16 protein-coding genes and 1 pseudogene are annotated in these 25,095 nt (G+C 47.5%); 9 read left to right on the plus strand and 8 right to left on the minus strand.

Annotation, left to right across the window (positions count from 1 at the left end):
* Nucleotides 1-35: 35 nt before the first annotated feature.
* Complete coding sequence (locus R7O13_RS07435; protein WP_318303431.1) at nucleotides 36-680, plus strand: START domain-containing protein; 645 nt, start codon at nucleotides 36-38, stop codon at nucleotides 678-680.
* A gap of 80 nt (nucleotides 681-760) precedes the next feature.
* On the opposite strand, the gene R7O13_RS07440 is transcribed toward R7O13_RS07435, so the two are convergent.
* On the minus strand, nucleotides 761-2,515 hold the full coding sequence (locus R7O13_RS07440) for a hypothetical protein (protein ID WP_196297851.1): 1,755 nt from the start codon (nucleotides 2,513-2,515) through the stop codon (nucleotides 761-763).
* Between the two features lie 427 nt (nucleotides 2,516-2,942).
* Between R7O13_RS07440 and R7O13_RS07445 the strand changes: the two genes are divergently transcribed.
* Nucleotides 2,943-3,896, plus strand: a complete 954-nt coding sequence (locus R7O13_RS07445; protein ID WP_053307982.1) for a M23 family metallopeptidase — start codon at nucleotides 2,943-2,945, stop codon at nucleotides 3,894-3,896.
* The gene (locus tag R7O13_RS07450) at nucleotides 3,800-4,252 is read left to right on the plus strand and encodes a bactofilin family protein (protein WP_080773744.1); all 453 of its coding nucleotides are present in this window, start codon (nucleotides 3,800-3,802) and stop codon (nucleotides 4,250-4,252) included. Before R7O13_RS07445 ends, R7O13_RS07450 begins: the two co-directional genes overlap by 97 nt.
* A gap of 87 nt (nucleotides 4,253-4,339) precedes the next feature.
* Here the strand turns inward: R7O13_RS07450 and R7O13_RS07455 are convergent.
* Nucleotides 4,340-7,089: pseudogene (locus R7O13_RS07455) on the minus strand (M16 family metallopeptidase).
* Nucleotides 7,090-7,453: 364 nt separating this feature from the next.
* Here R7O13_RS07455 and R7O13_RS07460 point away from each other — a divergent pair.
* Nucleotides 7,454-9,340, plus strand: coding sequence for a methyl-accepting chemotaxis protein (locus R7O13_RS07460; RefSeq protein WP_130545695.1), 1,887 nt, complete (start codon nucleotides 7,454-7,456; stop codon nucleotides 9,338-9,340).
* A gap of 118 nt (nucleotides 9,341-9,458) precedes the next feature.
* On the opposite strand, the gene fecE is transcribed toward R7O13_RS07460, so the two are convergent.
* The 6 genes from fecE to R7O13_RS07490 form a co-directional block, all read right to left on the minus strand.
* Entirely contained in the window at nucleotides 9,459-10,223 is a 765-nt protein-coding gene (fecE, locus tag R7O13_RS07465; protein ID WP_262628621.1) for a Fe(3+) dicitrate ABC transporter ATP-binding protein FecE, read from the minus strand.
* A gap of 2 nt (nucleotides 10,224-10,225) precedes the next feature.
* Nucleotides 10,226-11,197: a FecCD family ABC transporter permease gene (locus R7O13_RS07470; protein WP_047102431.1), complete on the minus strand. Its 972-nt coding sequence runs from the start codon at nucleotides 11,195-11,197 to the stop codon at nucleotides 10,226-10,228.
* Nucleotides 11,194-12,153 carry a FecCD family ABC transporter permease gene (locus R7O13_RS07475; protein WP_373417454.1) on the minus strand — a complete coding sequence of 320 codons (960 nt, stop codon included), beginning with the start codon at nucleotides 12,151-12,153 and terminating at the stop codon, nucleotides 11,194-11,196. Before R7O13_RS07475 ends, R7O13_RS07470 begins: the two co-directional genes overlap by 4 nt.
* 74 nt (nucleotides 12,154-12,227) lie before the next feature.
* Nucleotides 12,228-13,151, minus strand: coding sequence for a Fe(3+) dicitrate ABC transporter substrate-binding protein FecB (locus R7O13_RS07480; RefSeq protein ID WP_169628466.1), 924 nt, complete (start codon nucleotides 13,149-13,151; stop codon nucleotides 12,228-12,230).
* Between the two features lie 101 nt (nucleotides 13,152-13,252).
* On the minus strand, nucleotides 13,253-15,391 hold the full coding sequence (gene pvuA / locus R7O13_RS07485; protein ID WP_025768677.1) for a TonB-dependent siderophore vibrioferrin receptor PvuA: 2,139 nt from the start codon (nucleotides 15,389-15,391) through the stop codon (nucleotides 13,253-13,255).
* A gap of 120 nt (nucleotides 15,392-15,511) precedes the next feature.
* Nucleotides 15,512-17,548 carry a TonB-dependent receptor gene (locus R7O13_RS07490; RefSeq protein WP_025768678.1) on the minus strand — a complete coding sequence of 679 codons (2,037 nt, stop codon included), beginning with the start codon at nucleotides 17,546-17,548 and terminating at the stop codon, nucleotides 15,512-15,514.
* Between the two features lie 250 nt (nucleotides 17,549-17,798).
* Here R7O13_RS07490 and R7O13_RS07495 point away from each other — a divergent pair, with 250 nt between their 5' ends.
* From R7O13_RS07495 to R7O13_RS07515, 5 genes are read left to right on the plus strand one after another with little or no spacing between them, the layout of a single operon-like run.
* Nucleotides 17,799-19,010 (plus strand): hypothetical protein, encoded by a 1,212-nt coding sequence (locus R7O13_RS07495; RefSeq protein WP_318303440.1) that lies wholly within the window; start codon nucleotides 17,799-17,801, stop codon nucleotides 19,008-19,010.
* The gene (locus tag R7O13_RS07500; RefSeq protein WP_262647312.1) at nucleotides 19,007-20,839 is read left to right on the plus strand and encodes an IucA/IucC family protein; all 1,833 of its coding nucleotides are present in this window, start codon (nucleotides 19,007-19,009) and stop codon (nucleotides 20,837-20,839) included. The genes R7O13_RS07495 and R7O13_RS07500 overlap by 4 nt, the downstream gene beginning before the upstream one ends.
* A gap of 6 nt (nucleotides 20,840-20,845) precedes the next feature.
* Nucleotides 20,846-22,051 carry an MFS transporter gene (locus R7O13_RS07505; RefSeq protein WP_318303441.1) on the plus strand — a complete coding sequence of 402 codons (1,206 nt, stop codon included), beginning with the start codon at nucleotides 20,846-20,848 and terminating at the stop codon, nucleotides 22,049-22,051.
* Nucleotides 22,023-23,852: an IucA/IucC family protein gene (locus tag R7O13_RS07510; protein WP_318303442.1), complete on the plus strand. Its 1,830-nt coding sequence runs from the start codon at nucleotides 22,023-22,025 to the stop codon at nucleotides 23,850-23,852. Before R7O13_RS07505 ends, R7O13_RS07510 begins: the two co-directional genes overlap by 29 nt.
* Nucleotides 23,845-25,047, plus strand: a complete 1,203-nt coding sequence (locus tag R7O13_RS07515; RefSeq protein WP_318303443.1) for a type III PLP-dependent enzyme — start codon at nucleotides 23,845-23,847, stop codon at nucleotides 25,045-25,047. Before R7O13_RS07510 ends, R7O13_RS07515 begins: the two co-directional genes overlap by 8 nt.
* Nucleotides 25,048-25,095 lie beyond the last annotated feature (48 nt).

Here is a 25,095-nt window from a genome sequence, read left to right on the forward strand (position 1 = left end):
AAACTTAAATTTAGGAAAAGTTGGCGGATACTAACATGATGTTGCATTTAAGAATGGGCGCCTTAACACTCGCCACATTTATATCCGCTGGCACTGATGCGAGCGCCAACGAAAACTGGCAGTTCGAGAGTGACAAGGATGGAATCACAATTTACTCCCGAGAACATAGTGACGGTTTAGTTGAGATCCGTGCCCGGATGTTCACACCCACCAGCTATGGTGCATTTTTAACGCTACTGGAAGACAGTGACAATATCCCGAACTGGATTGACAATGCCAGTCATAGCCGGGTTTTAAATCAGATATCGGCCACCGAGAACATCGTTTACACCCAGTTTAAAGCACCATGGCCTGCCAAAAATCGGGATATGGTCACCTACTCAAAGTACTGGGTCGATGAGCTGGGATTCACGATAGAAATCAAAAGCGCACCTGACTCATATCTTGCTGAACAAAATGGTTATGTTCGAATTCGCTCGGTTGATGCGACTTGGGAGTTACAAAAACTCACAAACGATACAACACTCGTGGAATACAAGGCGTTTGCTGACCCCGGAGGTCTATTGCCAAACTGGCTGCTCAACAAACTCTCAAAAGAAAGTGCATGGGCGACATTTAGTAATTTAAGAAAAGAGTTACCTGAATATCAGCAATACTCTCATCCTCAAATAGATGAGTAAGCGTCGCTCTTCCCACTCGCTTTTTAATACGGTACATAATAACAAAAGGCGGCATTGCGCCGCCTTTTCTACTCAACGTGTTACTGCTGTGCAACCGTTACAGGTTTAGTTGCACCACGGTAATCAAACTCAAAACCAATACCTTGGTCTGTCACGTCCATCGTCATACCACCAACAAGCTCGCCTTGTAAGCTTTTGACAACATCATCCGGAACCGGCTCCCCAGTGATTGACGACGCACTCTCTAACACTTCCAAAATACGCTCTGAATCAAAATCAAAGCTGAACAAGCCATTTGGAGAAAGTGATTGCGCCATCACTTCTTTGCTTGCTTCCGCAGCACTATCACCACTGTAAAGGGTGAAATGGTTTTCGTTTAGACGAGCAAACACGTCCACCTTCATGCCTGTATGCATTTCTAATAGGTCACTGACATTAACAGGTTGGTTATCCGGTTGAATTTGCAATTGAGCAAGTTCAGGAACGAACATTTGCGCAGTTTGAATAAGCATCATTGGATCATTGGCAGAAAGAGACAACATACCATCTAGCTGGCTAAATACTTCACCATGCTGAGCATTAGTATCTACTTTGATATCAAACATTTGCAGGCTTAACCCTTTAAGGCCGTTAACCATGCCTGACCCCATGCTTACAGCGGCTGCTGGATTCTGGCCGCCCATCTCTTGCTGCATTTGTGTCAATAAAGAGCATTGGTATTGAGGCTGAGTCAAGTCAGCCCAGATCTGACCAATCGATGGCGCTAGCGTATTGATGTCTAAACCAAGCGCCATACTAAAGAAACTCTTATCACTTTTAGACTCTGCCAATACACCACGAATCGACTTGAGCGCATCTAGAATCACTTTATTGTTGGACTCAACAACAAAAGAACCTTTAATGAACGCCTGATCGCCTTTCATCTTGTATTCTGCAAACGCGACGGACTGAGGCCAGTTTTCTGCAACTTGAGTAAGCTCAGTATGGCAGGCTGGTGAACGCATTTCCTCAATAGTTGGTTCAGGATCTATTGCATCCAACGTGCTGATTTGACGAGCAAACATATTGCCATCTTTCGTCGTCAAACCTTTAATCACTTCGCGATGATCAAAGTAACCAAAAGAGTTGTTGTTTTCACCGTATTTGGCTTGCAACGCCTCAAGACGTCCACTCTCAGCAATATTTTGACTTGGTGCTTCAAGCCCTAATGCCATTTTAATCGGGTTTTGAACGCCCAGTTGCGGAACATCAACCGTTAACGTAAGCACGTTATCAACCACGGCTACAACCAAGCCAATACCGTCCTGCGGGTCAATTGAATCAGTCATCTCGTAACGACGATACTCGACTTCACCAAGCTTAACCAACTCATGCTTAGCGCCGCTCATCTGCTCTTCATGATCCAGTGTTTTCCATAACGCGGCAGGGTCTTCAATATCCACTTTGTACACCGGTACCATACCAATTGTGTACAACACAGGATTAATGTTTTCCCCGGTGCCCAAATAAGCTTTTAATGTTTCTGGCGATGCAGCACTCTCTAGGTATCCATCGAATAAATTAACTGCAAACTGCTGTTGTGGAGACAGTGGTTCATCGGCAAAAAGTTCTGCAATCGAGCCTTGGTTCGCCGTACCGAATGCGTTCATGTATTTATAATGGTTAAAAGGTTCAGTCTGATACGTCACCATAAGTGAATCTGCAGGAACTTGCGTTAACAGTGAGCCTGCATCACTTGCGGTAGTATTGTTTTGGTACAGGTAGCCAGCGCCCCCTGCTGCTGCGACCACTGCTGTAGCCAATAGTAGTTTTTTCACGACCAACTCCGTTGTCATAGTTATGTGTTCCTAAACGAAATGTAACGCTTAGGTTTAAAGCCAATGAATAGTGCTTTATATCAACCGCTATCATAAACAAGTTATCGATGTAATGAATGTCGGTTTGATAAATTATCCAACATTTATAAGGCAAACCGTGAAGTAAGTTGAATTGCGTGCGGATGCTATTGGCAATATTCACAATCCAATTTCTCGGATAACCGCCTTAAAAATCATAATATTCAGTTAAATGAAGCGATTTGGAGTAATTACGACCAAAATCAGCAGAATATTAAATCTTTATTGAGTCTTTTATCTAATATCTGAAAACGCCTCACGACCTGACACTTCTTTCCAATTTGCCTCTGGCAGTCCCTACTCGTTTTCCTTACATTCCTACTAACTCAGTGACGAGACGTATACCAAATACGAGCAATAGAAGACGATGAAAGACCAGTTGACGATCTCTATATCAACTATCAATGGCTCAAGACATTGGTACTTCAGTAAAAGGATGCAACGCAACATAAAAACGTTTTTCGTTTTTTTTGTTGTTGCTCTGGCCGCGACCGTAATCTTAATTCATCACTTGTACACTCGCGTTGATAATGCAGCGTTAAAACAAGCTGAATTGACAGAGCATTCACGCACCATGGGTGAAGAGCTCAGCACACTGAAAACACTTAAATCAGAGCTAGAAAATGACCTTTCAGAACGGGAAGAACGGGTACAACTTGTTTCGGAACGTTTGGGTGAATTAGAGAAAGTGCTTGGGGTTGGAGAACATACCTCGACAAATAACTTGGATGCTAGGCTCGATGCGGCGGCGATAACCTCAAACGTTCGCATGGTGTTATTAAACCAAATACCAAGTGGTTCTCCAGTCGGCAAGGTACGGCTATCTTCCGGATTCGGTAAGCGTATCCATCCGGTGACAAAAGTTGCCAAGATGCATCGTGGGCTCGATTTTGCCGTAAATATCGGCACCAAAATTTATGCCCCTGCCGATGGGGTAGTGGAAGTCACCCGCCGCAGTAATAAAGGCTCTGGTAACTTCCTCAGGCTGCAACATTCTTTCGGTTTTTCGAGTTCTTATTCGCACTTGAAAGCGTTCAAAGTAAAAAGTGGTCAGTTCGTCAAAAAAGGGCAGCTGATTGCAATTTCCGGCAACAGTGGGCTCTCTTCTGGCCCTCACCTGCATTACGAGGTGCGATTTGTTGGGCGAGCACTGAATCCGAAACCATTTGTCGATTGGAGCCTTAATGATTTCGAAGACATTTTTACTAAGGAGCGAAGAATACGATGGGAATCTTTAATCAAAACAGTGGAACAACGAGTAGCTCAGCAGCTTCAACTCTCATCGCCAAAGGCTGTTCTCTTAGCGGAGAACTCAAAGTAGAAAACGATGTCCAGATTGATGGCATCGTCGATGGTCAAATTAACGTGGAAGGCACTCTCGTTGTCGCAGAAAGCGGGCGAGTAAACGGTGAAATCTACGCTAAACAGCTGATCATTAATGGCATGATGGACGGAAACTGTCACGCAGAACACATTCAAGTGCTTGCCAAGGGACGCGTAAGCGGTAGGATCTGGAGCAATAACCTCAGCATTGAACCTGGTGGCAAATTCTTTGGTGAAGCAGCCGAATTACCTGAAAAGGAAGTGGTAACGTTAAAGGGTAAGGCTCAAGACAGTGCGATCACAAAAGAAAACAACACCAACAATGAAAAGCGACTTGCGCGTAAATCAGCATAAAAGCTTTGATTAAAGTGCTTAAAAAAGACGGCTTTCACGCCGTCTTTTTTATTACTATTGCCACGATTTTCGTCAGAAACTACGTGATTATTCGGCCGGATTTAAAACCATCACCGAGCGTTTTGCTTGTGGACCAAAAGCTGATTTTGCATGCGCTTTCACTTCATCTAACGTCACACTTTTAGCCACTTTCTCAACGTCAAGTAACACATCGACGCCGTAATCATGCACCAAATAACGAGTATATGCCCATGATCTCTGTGCTGGGTTGTCATCCAACCCTTGCATCGCGACTGCCAGTTGTTTCGCGGCCGTATCCACTTCTTTTTGGGTAATATTTGACGCTAAACCATCAAACACTTTGCCCAGTTTACTCTCTAAAAGTGCCACGTCTTCGGGCTCGACTTGAGACTCCAAGAGCCAATCAGAGATGGGTTCGCGATCTTGTGTCATGGTGTAAATGCTCGGGCTGTAATCAAGGCTAGACTCTTCTCGCACAATATCCAAAACACGTGCATTACTAATACGTTGCAAAATATCTTCGATAACCGTGTCTCTTGCCGTACGTTGGTAATCGCTCGTATTAGTCAAACGCATTACATACAACGATGAAGGTTCATGCCCATCCGCAACCACAGTTCGCTCCGGCACTTCCGGGTTAAACGCAACGTGATAATCAATCGAACGACTCGGTTTCATTTCGATAGAGGCCACATACTTACGCAAAAGTGGTGTAATTTCTTCCGGCTCTACGTTTGCAACAATAACCATCTTAAAACCATCATTGGTTTTGAAAAGTTGCTCATGCACCGCTAGTATCTGCTCAGAAGTCACTTGTTCAACATCATCACTGGACACTATACGATGACGACTACCCGGCAAATAAGAATTGCCGTTTGCTTTTTGAATCAGTTTTCCCATCGGTGATTCAAAAAAAGCGCCGCTCTGCTGTTTAAACTCTTGCTTCGCTGCTGCCATCTGGCGCTCGTCGACTTTAATCTCCGTCGCTAGGTTGTATAGTCCATTCAAAGCATCAGTTAGGTGCGTATTTGGCGCCGTAATTTGTGCTCCGTGACTGGTCGCATCAAGCATCGCGCCAAGCGCAATGTTGTTTTTGCGTAAGTAGCTATCTAGCTCTGAACCAGAAAATGCCCCTAACCCACTGCGTATTGCCGTTGTTGCTGCGATTTCATAAGCGGCATACAACGTCGGATCAACAGCGGCTTTACCACCTTGGCTCGCATAGTAAATATACGCTCGACCACCCGCTTTAGTATCTTTTTGGAACCACACTTCGACACCGTTTGATAGCGTATAGACTTGAAAACCACCCGCTTCCTGACGCATGCTCGTGATGCTGCCTTCCTGGGTAGGCTTTAAGAATCCATCCACTTTGTCATACATCTCTAACGGTTTTTCGCCAGTTTGAAGATAGGCACTGTTTAGAGCGGCAAATACACCATTGAACTGTTCTGACGTTTCGCTTTTCCCCAAACCAATAAAAAGCTTGGCTGCTGAGATAACAAAGCCGTCAATTGTGTGTTAATGCTCTCTAAATTCTCGTTGTTGATGAATTCTGCCAAACTCTGGGCATAATTCTCTTTTGATTGGCTGACACTGTCTTGTCCAATTTGAAAAACACGTGCTTCTGCGTAACTGTTTGGCTTGCGCTGACTCCAATCTGAATCAATATTTGCAAGTTCACCTTGCCAATTTGACATAACGCTATCTAACTCGGATTGAGTCGCACCATAATCTCTCAACGACGCCAAGGTACGAATGAAAGTCTGGTGCATTTGTTCGCGGCGATCTGGTGCAAACGAAATCCCTGCCGACGTCATACGCTGATAGTTAGAGTAATAGGGCTCTGCATAAGCGTATTGAAAAGGTTCAGCGGCGTCACTGAGTACACGGATCAAACGCTGTTGAATGAGTTGTGTTGCTACTTCATCACGCCACACTTCATGTTGTTGCTCAATCGTCGTGCCGCCACTTAGACCACGCTCAATCACTAAATGAAGACTTGGTGATTCCATCGTGTTACTTGGCAAGATTCTGTTTTCGTTGTTCACTCGAATATCACGGCGCTTCTCTATTAGCGTATCCGAGGTACTTTCCCAGTTCGAGAACTTGCTTTTGATAATCTTGGACAGTGAATCTACGTCGATATTACCAGTCACAATCAACTCGGCATTTTGTGGCTGGTACCATTTGTCGTAAAACGCCTTTAACTTACTCGAGGAAGCATTTTGAATCGCTTCGCGAGTACCTATTGGGTCATGCTCACCATACATAGTGCCTTCAATCGAGGCTTGGTAAGCATGCATAGAAAAGGACTTATCATCCGGATTAGCACGTCGCCATTCCCCGAGAATCACCCCTTTTTCTTTCTCTACTTGCTCAGGAGCAAACTCAAGTCCGTTACCGATATCTCTCATCCACTTCAGGGCATCTTCTAGCTTCGTATTATTCGCAAGGTCAAGTTGGTAAGACGTTTGCTGATAACTGGTAAAAGCGTTGATATCAGCGCCAAAGCTACCACCAGATTGCTCGAAAAGTTTAACAACGTCGTTACCGGTAAAATGCTCACTACCATTAAACGCCATATGCTCAACAAAGTGAGCGTAACCCTTTTGAGAAGATGTTTCTTGGAATGAGCCGATATTCATCACCAAACGGACCGAGACTTCTTGGTCTTCTGTTGGATAAAGATGGTATTTCATACCGTTCGATAACTGGTCCACGTGCCAGTTGGCGTCAGGTTGAATCGGCGTCGACTGTTGTATCAGAGCACACCCTGACACTAATAACGCGGGGACTAACAATATACTGCGCATAACGATTGCCCATAACAATGATTAAGCTAATCAATATATATCCGGTGCTATAACCTTCACATTTTTAATGGATTATCAGACGCGCAAATGTGATAAAGATCACCTTTTATTGAAATCAATTCTCATTTACAAAAATCGACAAATCCTTACTTTACAAATACATAAATAATATCGTTCCAAATCCTTTTGCTTATTTGATGTAAAACTCAAATTCGCGACATGGAGTCAGTATTTATTTTGAGCAATAAAATATAATTATTGAACAGATTCGAATCTAACTTTCTGCTGCATATTCAACAGCGCAGAGAGCACTGATGAGAATAAAAACACAACAACTATTATTCAAAGATCTATTATTCGCTTTATGTTCAAAAATCTATCATTAAAAAACAAACTGGCAATCTCTGCCAGTGCCGCCATCATTCTAGGGGGAGTGCTGGTAGAGGGGCTGTCTTTTCGAGATTCATTAAATAGGCTCGATGTCGAAGTCGCACAGCGACTAGAAAGCACTAGCGCATCTTACAATCAATACGTAAAGGACTGGCTACTCTCTAAAGAGCGCGCACTAACTTCACTCTCTTCTGATTCAGAGAAACGTTCTCTGGTTACGCATTTGAAACAAGTCCGAGACTCTGGCGCGTTCGATAACGTTTTCCTCGCTTACCCGGACGGGTCACAAGACAACGCTAATGGGGTGGTTTTGCCACCAGGTAATAACGATCCTCGCAAGTGGGGCTGGTACACCAACGCCATTGCCAATCCATCGAAAGTCTTTATGGATAACCCGACCGTTGCTGCTGCAACTGGTGCGAATGTGGTGTCGCTCGGTAAAGCCCTGCAATTGCATGGTCAAACCGTCGTTCTGGGTGCTGACGTAGAGATCGGTGATATCCTGAACAGTCTGAACCAAGTGATCCTACCGGGTGCAGGTTATATGTTTATTGCCAATGAACAGGGCAATATTTTCACTCATAACAACGGTAAACTGCTGAATCAACCGGTTAGCAAGCTAGGCCTCAACAACAACGACATTACGTCTGCCGCACGTTCAGGTACAGAGCGTCGCGTCTCTATTAACGGCACCGAATATGTGATTTACGCGCGCCACATAGAGGGTACCCAGCTCACAACAGTGACGGTGTTAGATCAAAACTCGTTGGTTGCCCCACTCTACGATGCTGTTTGGGATCAGATCATCGCAACCACCATCGTCGTCGTTATCTGTGTAGCTTTGTTTAATCTGCTATGTAACATCTTGTTCCGTCCGCTCTACAACGTTTCGAATGCGCTTGCACAAATCGCAAACGGTAGCGGCGACCTAACTCAACGCATCAAAGTAGAAAACCGTGACGAAGTTGGTGAGCTGGCTGAAAACTTCAACCAGTTCGTTGAAAGTTTGCAGCAACTTATTGGTCACATTCGTCACCAAGCGGAAGAACTGAGCCAACAATCGGAGCTGAGCACGACTCGCGCGAATCAATCGGTTTCCGATCTGAACCATCAGCAACAAGAAATCACTATGGTGGCGACCGCTGTGACTGAAATGGCATCGGCAACGCAAGAGATTGCAGCACATGCAGAGCAGACGGCTAAAGCCGCTCAAGACTCTTCAGCAAGCACACAAAATGGTCATGAGTTAGTGATCAACTCCAAGTCATCCATCAACAATTTGTCTTCTGAAGTCAACCAAGCGAGCGTTGTCATCGGCGAGCTCAACCAGCACGCGCAAGACATCTCAACCGTACTATCAACGATTCGAGACATCGCAGAACAAACCAACTTACTGGCTCTGAATGCGGCGATTGAAGCGGCGCGTGCAGGTGAACAAGGTCGCGGTTTTGCCGTTGTTGCAGACGAGGTTCGCGTGCTATCACAACGCACACACACCTCAACCGAAGAGATTCGCTCGACGATCGAGACTTTGCAGCAAACCACACAACGCGCTGTGACCATCATGGATACAAGCTCTCAGCTCGCGCAAGGTTCGGTGGAAGATGCAGATCGCGCAGCACTGGCTCTGGATGAAATCAACGCGGCCGTTGCGCTGATCAGCGATATGGCAACGCAAATCGCGACCGCCGCCGAAGAGCAAACGCACGTAACCAATGAAATCACGCAAAACGTCACGTCCATTAAAGATGTGACCGATCACTTGGTAGTTGGTGCCGAAGAATCGATGAATCAATCTGCTGAGCTGAAATCGCAAGCTGAGGATCTCAACTCGAAAGTGGCGACGTTTAAACTGGCTTAAACGCCACATTAAGGACGCTCTTAAAAACAATACCCCCCCGCTAGCAACTTTGTTACTAGCGGGGTTTGTTTTTATGGATCGACGTTTTTATTGCAGATAGCTTTCGAAAGACGTAAACCTACACCGCCACACACATCGGCGTGCCTGAGATTGGGTCGTTAAATACTCTCGCTTGTAAATCAAACACCGATGCCAACATACCTTCTGTCAGTACCTCTTGCGGTGTTCCCTGCGTGACTAACTGACCTTTTTCCAACACCACCAAATGATCGCAGTAACGGCACGCTTGGTTTAGATCGTGCAGCACTACGACCACTGTTTTGCCTTTGTCGTTCATCTGCCTCATGAGTTTCATCAGCTCAACTTGGTGAGAGAGATCCAAGTAAGTGGTTGGCTCATCAAGCATCACTACGTCGGTATCTTGCGCCATTACCATCGCAATCCACGCCCTTTGCCTTTGACCGCCAGACAGAGATTCAACTGACTTGTCAGCAAACTCAATCACGCCAGTATCTTGCATTGCTTGCTCGACCAAGGTCTTGTCTTGTTGACTTAACCGGCCCCAATGAGAGAGATAAGGCGAGCGGCCATATTCGACCAGTTTTCTGACGGTAATACCTTCAGGACTGACAAGAATCTGCGGCAGCAAAGACAACGAACGCGCCAAGCGTTTATCACCGTAGCTGCTTAGTGGTTTGTCGTCATACAACACTTGGCCAGAAGCGGGTTTATTGATGCGTACCAAGGTTTTTAATAGTGTCGATTTACCGCAACCATTTGGACCAACTAGTGCGGTAATTTTACCTTGAGGAATCGACAAAGAGAGATCTGGAATGATGGTCTGTTTGCCGTACGCGACGGATAAGTTCTGCGTTCGTAACATGCTTACCAACCTCTATAACGATACAAAAGAAAAATGAAATATGGTGCGCCAATAACAGATGTCAGCACTCCCGCTGGTAGCTCAATTGGCGGCTGTAAGCCTCTCGCTAAACCATCGGCGCAAATCACCAACAAAGCGCCAAGGGTTGCAGCGGCTGGAATCAACAACTTGTGGTTGTGGCCAAACAGCAAACGCGCAAGATGCGGCGCAAGCAGGCCAACAAAGCTGATCGTGCCTGCCACAGACACACTGATACTCGCCAATAGCACGGCAGCAATCAACGCAATAATTTGGATCTGTCTTGGTTTCGTGCCAAGTGTAGTGGCGCTTTCTTCTCCCAGTCCCATAACATCTAGCCGCCAAGCCAGCCAAAACGCCAATGGTAGTAGCAGCAATAAAGCACTCCAAATAAACGGCACTTGTTGCCAGTTTCGTCCCCACAAACTGCCGGTTAGCCATACCATCGCCGTGTTGATTTCAATAGGGTGCACAATCAGAAGAAAATCGATACCGCTGGCTAAAAATGCGCTGACAGCAACACCAATCAGCGCCAAACGTGCTGGTGTTGGTTTCGACCAGTAAGCCAGCACAGCAATAAAGCCAGCAGCAAGCAAGCCTCCCGCCATGGCGACCATCGGCAACATTGCCACTGGCGCATTCGGATACAGCACCAAACAAGCGGTAGCCGCCAGTCCTGCTCCGGCGCTTATCCCCATTAAATCTGGTGAGGCAAGTGGATTACGGATGACGCCTTGAACTAAAACGCCTGACAGCCCCAACCCAGCGCCCACGCCAATGGCGAGCAACATTCTCGGTAATCGATATTGGTGAATCACAAAGTCTGAGTCAGAGAAAGAAAACAGTAATGCAAAAACCTGTTGAGCCGACATGTTCGCCGCGCCAACAAACAGCGTGAGAGAAGACGCAATCAGCAACAATCCAACTAATGCAAACAGTTTGGTTTGATTCATCATGATGATTTCCTCATTGCAATCGCGATAAAGCAAGGTGTGCCCAACAGCGCGGTAATCACGCCCACTGGCGTTTCAGCCGGAAAAGCAATCGCTCGTGATAAAGCATCTGACCACGTCACCAATGCCGCGCCACACAAGGCGGAAACCGGAATGAGAATGTGATAGTTGTGACCAACAATCGGGCGTACCAAGTGCGGCACTAACAACCCGACAAAGCCAATTGGCCCAGCAATCGCTACGCTAGTTCCTGCCAACAGCACAACCGCTAAACCACTGATAAATCGCGTAAGACGAATGTTACCACCTAGCCCAACAGCAACTTCGTCCCCCAACGCGAGTAAATTTAAGTTTCGCGCTAAGCCCATGGCGAGCACCAAACCTAAAGTCGCAAAAGGCCACAGTTGCTGCCACTGCTCAGAATCTACCGCGGAGAGTGAACCCGTTAACCAATGCAACACGCTGTAAGCCATGTCATCCGCCAAAATTACCGACGCACGAGTTAACCCTATCAGCAGTGCACTGATGGCAATGCCCGCTAGCACTAAACGCAATGGGTGAGAACGCGCGGAGAAAAAACCGCCCAACAACATGACCGCACCACCACTTAGTAGCGCGCCGAGTACTGCGTTGATGATTGGGTTCAATTGACTAAAGAATGGTACGCCGATAGACGCCAAGGCCATAAAACAAGCCGCACCAGCATTAATGCCGAGAATGGATGGCGACGCCAAAGGGTTACGAGTTAATCCTTGCATCAGCACTCCAGATACCGCAAGCGAAGCGCCAATTAGTAACCCAGCATAGGTACGAGGCGCACGCAGCGTCTCGAGGATTTGATGCAGCATATTACCCTCATCAAACGCAAACCAATAGCTTGTCAGATCATTAACGCTCAAAGAAAAGTTGGACCAGCCAATCATTGAGGCTGCATAGGCTGAGAGCGTACACAACGCCATAGCACAGACAAACAAGCTCGCTTTCCAATGCGATTTGCTAACCGAAGACGCGCTTTCCGAGCTTATCGCCGCACTCATGAGCGCTCCAATAACGCTTCAAGATTGCGGGCAATTTCTTCCGCAGCCAACATGCCGCGATTTAACGACCACAGTTCAGGAGAGACCTCAACAAGTTGCTGTTTTTTCGCAGCTGTTAGCAGCTTAAATAATGGGTTTTTGCGCCACTCATCCACAATATTTGGTTGAGAGTAAAGTCCAACTAACAACCAATCAGGGTTGGTTTTTAGTAAAAGTTCGAAACTGGTTGGGATATACGCTTTTTGCTCAGATGGAGCCAGCGGGCTTTGGATGCCCAGCGTACTCAAAACGCCCCCAGCGTAAGAAACCGGGCTATGCAGCCACATCCCTTTGTCAGAAACCACACCAAACTGAATGGTTTCTTGTGTTGCAAAATGCTGTTTGAACTCCGCCATGGTCTGTTTGTGCTGCTCAATTCGTTGTGTCATTTTCGCTTGTTTGCCAATTGCCACGCCGATTTTGTGTGCGGATTCGAGATTTTCTTGATATGTCTCACCACGGCTTTTTAACAGCAAAGTTGGCGCAATTCGCTGCAAATCCTGATAAATAGCGCGATGGCGTTCTGCATCAGCAATGATCAAATCAGGCTTGAGCACCGCAATCGCCTCTAAACTCGGTTGTGAACGCATGCCGACCGATCGCCAAGGTTCAATCTTAGCGCGAACAGCAGGGATAACTCGTGTGGCATCGTTGTCATCGGCGACGCCTACCGGTGAGACATCGACTGCCGCTAATGCATCGACAAACGAAAACTCTAAAACCACAATACGTTGAGGTATCGCTTCTAGCTCAAACGTGCCTTGCTCATCTTGCACGCTGCGCGCCTGAGAAAATGCGCTAAATGACATCAAAGCTGAGCTCAGTAGCATCAGCAAAACGGTTGAAAAGTGTTTGATCGTAAATTGTTTTTTATTTTTCATCTTGCTTTTTTCCAGTGCTAAGAGTTTTCCATTACCTAAGATCGGCAAAGTCGCCAAGGTAAATTGGCGACTTTTCTTTTCAAACTCGGTGAACGAAACGCTTAAAACTGATAGTTCAGATCCAGTGTGTAAGAGCGTCCCGGAGCTGGGTACCGACCAACTGGGCTTGTATCAATCCCGCGGAAGTAATACTCCTCGTCAAACAAGTTGTTCACCGCAACATTCATGCGTAACTTGCCTTTGTCGTCTTTGTATAAATCCGTCCCCAAATTGAAATTCCACACCATGTAAGATGGTACTTTACCCGTTGCGCCTGTTGCATCTTCGGCACTGGTGTTGGCGTTATCGGTATACGAGTCACTGAAGTAGAAACCCGATAGCGTGGTGTCCATGCCGTAAAATGCGTAGGTTGCATCCCAACCAAGCTGATGCTTAGAGGTGTAAGGCAGTTGATTACCTTTATTCGCGCCTTCTTCTTCAAGCGTAGCGTCTAGATAGTTGTAGCTTGCGCCTAAACTCAGTGCAGGTAGTGCTTCAGGCACGTAACGAGCAGAAAGCTCTATGCCTTGGTGAAGTGTTTTTCCGATGTTATCGAAGGTCTGCGTTGAGCTTTGCCATTGCAATTGATCCTCAAAGTCGATGCGATAAAGTGCAGCGTTAAAGCTGGTCGCATCTTGGGTGTAACGCGCGCCGACTTCGTAGTTCCAAGCCAGTTCGCTACCTTCTTCACCCAAACCTCGGATGTAGGCAATTTGTGGCGCACGAAGTGATTTTTGCGCGTTCGCATACGTCACCCACTGGTCAGTTAAGTTGTATGCCACCGTCAAACCTGGCAACCATTCCGTCACGGTGTTGTCTGCCGTTTGTTTTTTACCACGATCGGTAAACGTCATTCGAACCGACTCAACACGCAACCCAGGCGTTACCTTCAATGTATCATTGAACAAACCAATTTCGTTGCTAACGTATCCAGCAAACGCGTCCGTATCTAGATGCCAATCACGCGGAACGCTGGTTGCACCACCGGCGATTGGAGTCTGAGTGAGTTTGTAGTCAATGTCTTCATTAACATAACGGGTACCCACGATCCAGTTTTGAGTAACGGATTTACCTTCGCCAAAGTACATCGCCATTTTTGGCTCTATACCATACACGGTAAATTCACGTGGAGAGGTACGAACGTCCGTCGCTGGCAGAGCCGGATCCGCCCAATGGCCACCCGCGCTGTTAAAGCCCCACTTGAAAAGACGCTCTGACTTATGGCCAAACGTTAGCACTTCTAGCTCGGCACTGTCGGCAAATGGCAAATCGTGGATGTACTTAACACTCCAGCGCGTCGACTTACCTTCATAATCATCGTAAGGACGTTTCGATTGGTGACGATCTTGTTCGTAGTCTTGTGGCGAAAGTGCGCCCGGCATTTGCGTTTCAGCATCGTAACGTTGCAGGAATGCTTGAATCTCTTGAGTGTCACTCAGTAGCCACTGTGCTTTGGCTTGGAAGTTCTTCACGTCCGTATCGGAATGTTCACGGAAGCTTTCACCTTTTAGGAAGTTACCTTCCAACTGTAGTGCAAATGTGTCGCTTAACCAGCCGCCCGTGCGCAGGTAAAAATCATTCAGCGGCGCATCACCGCCATCAAACACGGTAAGGCGGTTACTGATTTCAGTTTGCCACGTGTGTGGAATCGGTTTGGTCACTAAGTTGATCACACCACCGACGTTGTTTGGGCCGTACTGTACTGCGGCACCACCGCGTACAATGTCAATACGATCAAGCATCGACAGTGTTGCTGGGAAGATAGACTGACCAGTGTGACCATATGGCGCAAGTGTTAGCGGTACACCATCCATCAAAAACTGAGCATGACCACTACGGCTTGCTTTCAAACCACGTACGGAAATGTTAGGCAATACGCCCGTTCCGCTTTCATCCTGAACTTTAATACCCGGCACGCGCTGCAGCGCGTTATCAATCGAACCTGCGGCGGTTTTCTCAATTTGATCACGGGTAATGACGGTACGAGCACCAGGGTACTCTTTGACGTCTTCAATTTCAGATTTACCAATCACGCTACCAGTGACAACGACAGTTTCCATCGCGGTAGTTTGTTCTGTTTTAGCAGGAGCGGCAACCGCGCTCATGGATGTGGCAGAAGCGATTGCAATCGCAAGCACACTGTAAGTGGTAGACAAACCAGCACGTACACGCACTTTACCATCCAAATTCTGGTAAGACATTAAGATCTCCTTTGCGAGAAATTGAGCCTCGGGCAGAATACATCCCGTAAGCTCTCGGGGCTAAACATCCTCAATATGAGGTAAAAATTGGCTAACAGGCGCTAACTACGCACAAAAAGCCTAGAACTGATATCCGTAGCTGAGCATAAACTCGGCTGGTGCGCCGTAGCCAATCTGGTTTAAGCCAGACGTGCCGTTTGTTGCGCCAAGAATGTATTTCTCATCCAAAATGTTGTAAGCGTTCGCTTGGATTTTGTGACGACCAGTGGTGTACGCCGCCATCAAATCCACCGTTGTGTAATCGCCAAGTGCGACGGCTTCGTCGTTACCTGCGTAACGGTCGCCCACGTACTTCACACCACCGCCTAAACGCCAGTTGTCATCCAATTGGTAAGTGCTCCAAAGAGAGAACAAGTGGTCTGATACATCGTTCGGCTTTTTGCCTGTGGCTTTGTCTTCCGCGTCCAAGTAGCTGTAACCCACAGAGATGTCCCACTGTTTAGTGATTTGACCGCGAGCCTCTAATTCAATACCTTGGTGACGCACTTCAATTTTATCGATCACATCGCCGTCCACGTTAGTTTGTGGTTGCTCTTGATCAATCTGGAACAGTGCCGCATTCAACATTAATGCGTTATCCAAAAGGTACGCTTTCGCACCCACCTCTTTTAAGTCGGTGTGGAAGAATTCCGCCAATTTTGGATTGATGTAGATACCAGCGTACGGTAACTGCCAAGAGCGCGCTAAACTGGCGTATACGGATGTGTCGGAATTGATGCGGTATACCAAACCAGCACGGTAGCTGACTTTGTCATCATCCAATTTTTCCTTATCTGAGCCCGCTTTTTGTTGTTCGAGTTCCATCGAGTCGTAACGCACGTTACCGATCAAAGAAAGGTCACCCCACGTATAGACATCTTGCACATACAAACCTGTCGTGGTGGTGGTATTGTCACGAAATGGCTTAAAGCCCGGATCAGGCGTTGGACCAACGACTGGGTCGTAGATATTTTGCGGAGGAAGCGTTTTGTCACTTGCCAACGTTAGGTCGATATCGATCTGGTTGAAATCTGCACCCACCATCAATTGATTGTCCCTGGTTTCCCAAACCAACTCAGATTGTAAAGTGGTCGTAGTACGTGGATCGTAACCAAAGTTGTTGACGGTTTGAGACACTTCATTACCCGTCACTTTGCCCTGACGCGTGCCTTTTTGCTCAAGTTCGATATGGTTGAATGCCGCTCGGTTGTTCCATACCCATTGATCATTCAGACGCCATTCGTAATCCACCGCAATACGGAGACTGTCTGACTCCTGATAGTCGTTTGTACCGCCAAAGTAAGTGCTTACTGGCAAATCAACTGGCTTGCCATTTTTTGATGGCACACCACGATACGGCACTAGTTCTTGATGGGCGTATTCCACGTCAATATCAATGGTGTGACCTTCCGCTGGTAACACACGAATGGTCGGTGCAATGAAGAAATCGTTTGAATCAACATGATCAACGTACGAGTCGGCTTGACGGTATTCCAAGTTAATACGCCCGTTGACCTTATCTGTAAACGCCATTGAGCTGTCGACCTGACCAACATATTGGTTGTTGCTGCCTACACTACCGTTTACGTGAGTAAAATTCTCACCGTTAGCGCGTTTCGTCACCAAGTTGATGATGCCCCCAGCCGAACCACGGCCATACAAAGCACCCGCAGGGCCTTTCACAATTTCAACGCGTTCAACGTTCGCTAAGCTGCGGTAAGACTGCAACGTACCGTCATCTCGCAAGCCATCACGGTACATATCGTTGAGTGAATCAAAACCACGGATCATGAACTGATCGCGGCTGCCTTCGCCCAAGGTGTTATTGACCCCGGCTACCCCATCTAGCGCATCCACTAAGCGCACCGCGCCTCGGTCTTGCATTTCTGTTTTCGTTACTACGGATACCGCTTGTGGCACATCAAGCCATTCCACATCGGTTTTGGTGCCTGATTGAGGCATGTGTTCAGCATAACCTTCGTACTGATGCCCGAAGACTTGAATCGTTTCAGTTGCTGATGAGGTTGAGTTCGTCTCTTCTGAAGCCACTGCGCTTGGTGCTACTAGTGAAGAACCAATCGCGACCGCCAAGGGGGTCAGGGTCAATAATTTATTCATTCCATAATTCCGTTTAGTTGTTATAAAGCCAACGGATGGAAATAAGAACAAATATTATTTCTATTTGCAATATTAATTTTATGCTCTATATTTATTTACCCTAAAAACACAACTAACAACAAAAAAAACCAAACATAATAACAATAAACACTAAAACTTCTGCCCTCAGTCTCGCGAGAGGCACATTGGAAGACGACCGTGAGCGACTTTATCAACGTTAGAAGAAAATGTTAGAAAATTAGGAAAGCTCATGAAATCTACGATGATTATCGTAAGTCATGTCGTTAACGATGCAGTCACTCACGGCTTCGTGCCTGCAGCTAAAGCGATGGACCTTCACGTCGTTCTTATCACCGACCATAAGCTCAGCCATTTAGAGCTGGCGAGTCGTGATAGTCACTTTAATCCGGATACCATTCTAGAATGTGATGTCTTCAACCCATTAGAACTCATCGAAACCATCACGGAGCATGAATTAAAGCCAGACGCTATTTTTAGCAATAGTGATCACTTACAAACTTCCACCGCCATCTGCGCGCAATTTTTTGGCCTCCCATCCAAAGATTGGTCTGTCACGTTAAAGGCCAAAAACAAACACTTAACTCGACAAGTGTTAAATGAAAAATCCTTACCCAACACACAAAGCTGTTTGCTGCATCGCCATTCGAATGTGGCATTAGGCATGGCCTTCCCTGTCGTAGCAAAACCCAAAGAAGGCGTGGCAAGTTTAGATGTACAGCGCTGTGACTCCCAAAGCGGGCTCGATGCTTACTGCGAGGCGTTTTGGCAAAAGCACCCAAACGCCGCCATTCTGGTGGAGCAGTTTCTTCAAGGACCGTTGGTTACGCTCGAAACTTTAGGAGACGGTAACCAACTTATCGCCGTGGGCGGTTTTGATGTGTCGCTCTCTGAGCCGCCTTACTTTATCGAAACCGCCGCAGACTGGAACGGACCAAACGGCATTGCTCACCGAGAAGCTTGCTTGGCTCAACTGAAAGCGTTCGGCGTTGGTTTTGGAGTTTGCCACAGCGAATTTATCATCACGGAAAACGGCCCAGTTCTGGTGGAAATCAACTACCGCAGTATTGGAGATGGCCGCGAATTCTTGCTCAACAATCTCGCTCACTTCGGCTGGTTTAGCACGATTTTGGGTCTGCATCTGGGTCGAAGATTGGACGGCGATTACCAAATTCACGGGTCAGCGCACGTGCACTACGTAGTTGCAGAACACTGTGGTGTGATTAACGGAGGTTCGACGTCGTTCATCCAACACGATGACGATATCATCACCCAGCAACAGGTACTAAAAACCGCTGGAGAACACTTCCAACAGAGTTATTCCAATAAGGATTATCTCGCCCGAATTTCGATTGTCTCACCATCAGGGCGAAACCTCGACCAAGCGCTGCAGAACGCGCTTAGCAATTTCGATCTAGCTCCGACTCGTGAGGTGGCAGCATGAATGACAACGCTTTGTATCTAACGCAACGATTGATCGACACTTGCTTACGCGAAGACATGTTTGGCATTTTGTCGAAGGCCAAGTTCAGTAGCGACGCGCCAAAAGGGGGAATTGTTCCTCAAGACGAGCAAGTCTGGCTGATATTTGCCAACTCTGATTTCACGTTGTATTTACCTGTTGCGCCAACGTATTACATGCAGCACTGGCGCTACGGTCACGCCAATGACGAAACACCACAAGGTTGGTGGGTGGAGAAAAATGGCCAAGTCGAGCATCAACAACATTACAAAGAGTGGATTACACTACTAACGACACTGGCGCATGAGAGCTCTCACGAATTGTTGGCGGGATACCTTCAAGAACTGGAATGTGCAGAGAAACACAAAGCGCTGTGTGACCAAGCGTTTCATCATCACGCAGACCACATTTCTCAACCAATATCCGAGCTTGGTTCTTGGCATAAAAAGCTGCTGCTAGCCGACCAGATCGCTTCTTACCTTGACCATCCGTACTATCCAACTGCGCGGGCGAAGTTTGGTCTGAGCGATGAAGACCTTGCTAAGTACGCGCCCGAGTTTGCACCAAGCTTTGCTCTGCATTGGATTGCGATTGAAAAATCACTGGTGACATTAACCAGCGAACAACCTGATTGCTGGCCGACCATGGAGCAAGTTGGGCTTCCTGCTGATTTTGCACTGAGCCACGTTCTGTTCCCTGCACATCCGCTCACCCTGCGATCTTTAGAAGCCTTACCCGAAGGTGTGATAGAAGCGCCTTTAACGTATCTAGACGTAACGCCGACGCTTTCCGTTCGTACGGTGGTCGTGAACGACGCACCGCACATTCACATCAAAGTTCCGCTGATCATGCGATCGCTAGGCACGAAAAATATTCGCTTAATCAAGCCTTCAACACTGTATGACGGCCACTGGTTTGAACGCCTACTCAGCCACCTTGAACAAACGGACGCCGACTTAAACAGTCGCTTGTTCCATTGCAACGAAAAACACGGTGGACACGTCGGTGAGGATAAAACCTTCGCGTACATCGTACGTGAGTACCCACTTATTCATTGCGAAGACAAAGCGCTAGTTCCGGTTGCCGCACTGGCAAGCCCAATGCCTGACGACCGCTTGTTCTTAGAACACTTGGCAGAGCAGTACTATCAACAAGATACGCTGGCGTGGTTCAAAGATTATGTCGACCTATTATGCCAAGTGCACCTCACCTTGTGGCTTCGTTATGGCATCGCATTGGAGTCCAACCAGCAAAACGCCATCGTTGCATTTGATCAACAGGGCAAAATGACGCTCGCGATGAAAGACAACGACGCGGCGCGAATTTGGCCTGAACGCTTCCACTTTGCAACAGAGCATGCCGCCCAAAAACACGGAACAGGAACAACTCCCGTGGATTGTGATGAACTGCTCGACCAACGCATCAAAGTCGACAATGAATTGGCGCTCGGTCAGATGTTTACCACCATCACACTGCAACTGGATATTGCAGCGATTGTAGAAGCCATGGCAGCGAAGGGCATTTCCTCTTCAGCATCGCTTTACGCTATCGTGGCCAAAAGCATTGCAGAGCAACTCAACCGATTAGAAGGCGAAGGGTTAGAGACAAAACTGGCTCGCGAGTTACTGCAAGAGGCACCTGATTTGTACGCCAAGTACTTGTTGAGCTCTGGCAGTTTGCTCTCAAAAGAAGCCTCCGGCGCGAGTGACATCAATAAGTTCTATGGTTTGTCGGCTCCGAACTTCTTGCTGCTTTCTAGCGAAGAAGCGCAACGCGCCTACTTAGAAGCCATCAAAAAAAGCGTACGTTAAACGATTATGACCAAACTCATCTACAGTGTGTTGTTGTGCCACTTTATCGCTGCGTTTGCCGCGTTAGGTATGCCGCTATTTCTACCCGTCGTGTTGCCAACGTTAGGCGCAAGCATTGATGCGGACTGGGCAGGGGTATTGTTTATCCTACCTACGTTTTGTACTGCGTTGGCGGCGCGATTTTGGGGCAACTTTGCCGATCGCTACGGTCGCCGCCGCTCACTCTTGCGTGCGCAACTTGGCCTTGCAGCAGGGTTTGCGCTGTGCGGCTTGGCAGACAACCTCGCCATGTTTGTGTTTGGTCTTATTGTTCAAGGAACCTTTGGCGGCACCATGGCCGCCTCGAACAGCTACTTATCTAGTCAAATTAAAGAAGCCAAAACACTCGGCAAGTCACTCAATAAAACCCAACTATCTGCTCGCTTGGCGCTGATCGTTGCGCCCATTGGGCTCGGCTGGAGCTTGTCCGAAACCAACCCACTCAACGCGTACCTGTGGTTATGCGTTTTGCCTTTGATTGCGATGGGCATCACGCTAACACTGCCAGTGGATAAACCCGCCGAACGAAACTTCGAAAAGCCAAACTCAGAATCTCAGCAAGAACAACCTGTTGCACAGAAAAACGCAATGCATGCCATTCGTTGGATCTTCTTTGCTCAGTTCGGGTTTGCGTTTTCTATGGTGGTGACCTTTCCTTATTTCTCGCCGTTTGTGCAGCAATATGGCATCACTCACCACGCATGGATCGGTTTTTTGTACGCACTGCCGCATGGTGTCTATCTGTTGCTGGCAGGCAAAATCCACGTGTTGTCAGATGGGCTGAATCGCCATCAACCGCTGCGCACGTTGTGGCTTGGGTTTGCATTGCTTGCCGTGAGCTCTGCCTTGCATTTGATTGCATCCGAAACCGCACTCATTGCTGCGAGAATTATCTTCGGCATCGCGATGGTGTGTTGTTATCACGGATTGCATCAGCATCTTGCGAGCAATCTGGATCGCAAACTCAGTGGCAAAGTATTTTCTCGCTTTGATGCCATGTCCAAATGGGGTGGCGTGGCAGCGGGATTTTGCGCTTCTTTCATTTCTAGCTTGGGGCTACTTGAGGTTCCTTTCCTACTTTCTGCGATAGTCAGCGTAATCACCTTGATCGCGCTGGTTCTCCATTCAAAATTTGGAAATCAACATGTTACAAACTCAATCCTCCCAGACTAGCGAGTTACGCGCGCATGAGGAGCAGCTCAATCGTGAGAAAGCCCAACTCAACACGATAATGGGTGTTCTTAATTGTTACTTACGTGAATTTGCGCTACCGAATCAACAAGTGGAATGGCACTACCAATCGACATCGCTACCCCAAACGTTAAAACGCAACTATTCCGCCAAGCAGCGGGTAGCCGTTCATCTTTCTCAACAAAATGGCGTGCTGGTTTTGCCGATTCACTACGCGAGCAAACTGGGCAAAATCAAATTGGCAGAACTGCCGTGGGCGAAAATGCCGGGATCTGGTTGGGCGAAATTGGATGCCACGCAAACTCTTACGCTTTTGCTTAACTATCTCAAGCAGGTGTTGGCGATCCCGTTCAACCATGAGCTGATCGAACAACTGGAAAATAGCGTGCTGGTTACCGAGCAGTTTCTCAACGTCGCGCCCAAATCGCATCACAACGAATTTATCGCTTCGGAACAATCTCTGATTTGGGGGCATACTTTCCATCCGACCCCGAAAAGTCGTTCGGGCGTCACCATGGATGATCTCTTAGCGTTTTCTCCAGAAGTCGGCGCGCAAGTCCCGCTGTACTGGTTTGAAGTGGATACGTCCTTACTTGATGTGCTGAGTTCCGACGGAGAAGCTAACCCTGCTCAGCGCATGCTACAACAGCTCGCGCCACAACACGCCGCCAGCGATGGGAAGACCCTCTACCCTTGCCATCCTTGGGAAAGCTACACCATTTTGAGTAACCCAAGCGTGAAGCGCGCCATTGAACAAGGCAAGATCACACCACTGGGTTTAGGTGGTGAAAAGATGCAGCCGACCTCTTCAGTTCGTACCCTCTACCACCCAGATATGGATTGGTTTGCGAAATTCTCCATCAACGTACGATTAACTAATTGCGTGCGCAAAAACGCGTGGTACGAACTCGACAGCGCCGTGCAGCTCACGTCGATTCTCAAACCGATTCGAGAAAACGAACAGCTGCACAACCCTGTATTTAAAGTGATGACAGAGCCTTACGCCACCACATTAAATCTAGAAAGTGTCGCTGAGCGTAATTGGGATGACAACACCAAAGCGCGCGAATCGTTTGGGATTTTGTATCGCGAAAATTTCTCGCTGAGCGAAGTCGATATCTTAAAACCAACCCTCGCTGGCGCTCTGTTTGCTTACGACAAAAACGGCAACAGTTGCATTGCTCAACGCCTTAAAAACAAAGCGCGTACTACGCAAAATCGCTATTCCGACATCGCGACACTTTGGTTTGAACGCTATTTGCATTGCCTGATCCCGGGCGTATTTAATTACTACTTCAAACACGGGGTGGCGTTTGAGCCGCATTTGCAAAACACCCTGATTGGCTTTGAGCAAGAGATGCCGTGTTGTGTTTGGATTCGTGATTTGGAAGGCACTAAATTACTGCCGGAGTTCTGGCCAGCAGAAACATTAACTGACTTGTCTGAACGCGCACGACAATCGGTTTACTACAGTCGCGAACAAGGCTGGAATCGCATCGGATACTGCACCTTTATCAACAACATCAGCGAAGCGATTTTCTTCATCGCAGAAGGTGATGAGCCACTAGAGCAAACGCTGTGGAATGCGGTGCAAAGTGCCATTGTGCATTGGCAATCAGTGAATGGAAAACAACCGGAACTAGAAACGTTGCTAAATGGTGGTCACTTCCCAAGCAAAAATAATTTCACCACGCGTTTGATGCAAAAAGCCGATAAGGAGTCGGGCTATACCCAAGTCGCCGCGCCTTGGCAGCAACACGAAAAAGGATCGCAACATGTCTAATTCACTCTCTCTACCGACACACGTTTGCCAACAAGTTCACACGCTCGCACGGCAGCAAAGTCAACCCTTGTGCGCGTACGTGTATGACCTAAGCGCCTTAGAAGAACACATCAAACAACTGCGTCACGTTTTGCCGAAAAATGTCGAGCTATTTTACGCAGCTAAAGCCAATCCATCGGGCCCGATTCTTAAAACGCTCGCGCCGTATGTCGATGGTTTTGAAGCGGCATCTGGCGGGGAGTTGACACACCTCCACCAGCAACAACTCGATAAGCCATTGATCTTCGGTGGCCCCGGAAAAATGCTAAGTGAATTGCAACAAGCGATTGAGCTTGATGTTGATGCAATTCATGTCGAAAGCCTCACCGAGCTACAACGCATTGGAGCACTAACCGAGCGCCTCAACCGCCCTGCTTCGATCTTTTTGCGTATGAACATCGATATTGGCGACATCACGCTCAGCAAGTTGGCGATGGGTGGCAAGCCGACTCCATTTGGCTTGGACGAGTCCGAGCTGAGTAATGCTTTGATGTTGCTGCGCGATTTCCCGCAAGTGTCACTCAAAGGCTTCCATTTTCACTTGATGTCGCATCAGCTCGATGTTGAACGTCACTTAGCGTTAATGCAGCGCTATTTCCAAGTCGTGAAAACGTGGCAGCAGGAGTTCGAACTCAGTGAGCTGATGATCAACTTGGGCGGCGGTATGGGGATTAACTACCAAAACCCTGAGCAACACTTTCCGTGGATGGAGTTTTGCGACAAGTTGGAATTCCTCATCGCCAAAGAGCAAGTGCAAGACTGGACACTGCGTTTTGAATGCGGACGTTTCATCACGGCGGCATGCGGTTATTACGTGATGGAAGTACTGGATATTAAACAAAATCTTGGCGAAAACTTTGTCATCGCGCGCGGAGGAACTCACCACTTCCGCACGCCAGCGGCGCAGAGCCATGATCATCCATTCGTCATCCTGAAAAGCGAGCAACACCATGAGATTTCTCATCCAATTCAGCATGCACAAGCGACCTTTGTCGGCCAGCTTTGTACGCCCAAAGATGTGCTGGCACGCAATCAACACGTCGCCCACGTCGATATTGGTGATTACGTTGTGTTTACCTTAGCGGGCGCCTATGCGTGGAACATCTCCCATCAAAACTTCTTGATGCATGAACCGCCGATCTTCCACTATTTTTAAACGGCATACTTCGCTTCATTCAAGCCCCAATCATTGGGGCTTTTTTAT

This window comes from Vibrio sp. Y176, from assembly GCF_033438945.1.

Excerpts from the sequence above, each read along its gene's own strand:
- R7O13_RS07435 (WP_318303431.1), top strand. The coding sequence starts at position 36 with ATGATGTTGCATTTAAGAATGGGCGCCTTAACACTCGCCACATTTATA.
- R7O13_RS07445 (WP_053307982.1), top strand. The coding sequence starts at position 2,943 with ATGAAAGACCAGTTGACGATCTCTATATCAACTATCAATGGCTCAAGA.
- R7O13_RS07515 (WP_318303443.1), top strand. The coding sequence starts at position 23,845 with ATGTCTAATTCACTCTCTCTACCGACACACGTTTGCCAACAAGTTCAC.
- R7O13_RS07450 (WP_080773744.1), top strand. The coding sequence starts at position 3,800 with ATGGGAATCTTTAATCAAAACAGTGGAACAACGAGTAGCTCAGCAGCT.
- R7O13_RS07460 (WP_130545695.1), top strand. The coding sequence starts at position 7,454 with ATGTTCAAAAATCTATCATTAAAAAACAAACTGGCAATCTCTGCCAGT.
- R7O13_RS07470 (WP_047102431.1), bottom strand. The coding sequence starts at position 11,197 with ATGATGAATCAAACCAAACTGTTTGCATTAGTTGGATTGTTGCTGATT.
- R7O13_RS07440 (WP_196297851.1), bottom strand. The coding sequence starts at position 2,515 with ATGACAACGGAGTTGGTCGTGAAAAAACTACTATTGGCTACAGCAGTG.
- R7O13_RS07480 (WP_169628466.1), bottom strand. The coding sequence starts at position 13,151 with ATGAAAAATAAAAAACAATTTACGATCAAACACTTTTCAACCGTTTTG.
- R7O13_RS07475 (WP_373417454.1), bottom strand. The coding sequence starts at position 12,153 with ATGGCGTTGTGTACGCTCTCAGCCTATGCAGCCTCAATGATTGGCTGG.
- R7O13_RS07510 (WP_318303442.1), top strand. The coding sequence starts at position 22,023 with ATGTTACAAACTCAATCCTCCCAGACTAGCGAGTTACGCGCGCATGAG.
- fecE (WP_262628621.1), bottom strand. The coding sequence starts at position 10,223 with ATGTTACGAACGCAGAACTTATCCGTCGCGTACGGCAAACAGACCATC.
- R7O13_RS07500 (WP_262647312.1), top strand. The coding sequence starts at position 19,007 with ATGAATGACAACGCTTTGTATCTAACGCAACGATTGATCGACACTTGC.
- R7O13_RS07490 (WP_025768678.1), bottom strand. The coding sequence starts at position 17,548 with ATGAATAAATTATTGACCCTGACCCCCTTGGCGGTCGCGATTGGTTCT.
- R7O13_RS07495 (WP_318303440.1), top strand. The coding sequence starts at position 17,799 with ATGAAATCTACGATGATTATCGTAAGTCATGTCGTTAACGATGCAGTC.
- pvuA (WP_025768677.1), bottom strand. The coding sequence starts at position 15,391 with ATGTCTTACCAGAATTTGGATGGTAAAGTGCGTGTACGTGCTGGTTTG.
- R7O13_RS07505 (WP_318303441.1), top strand. The coding sequence starts at position 20,846 with ATGACCAAACTCATCTACAGTGTGTTGTTGTGCCACTTTATCGCTGCG.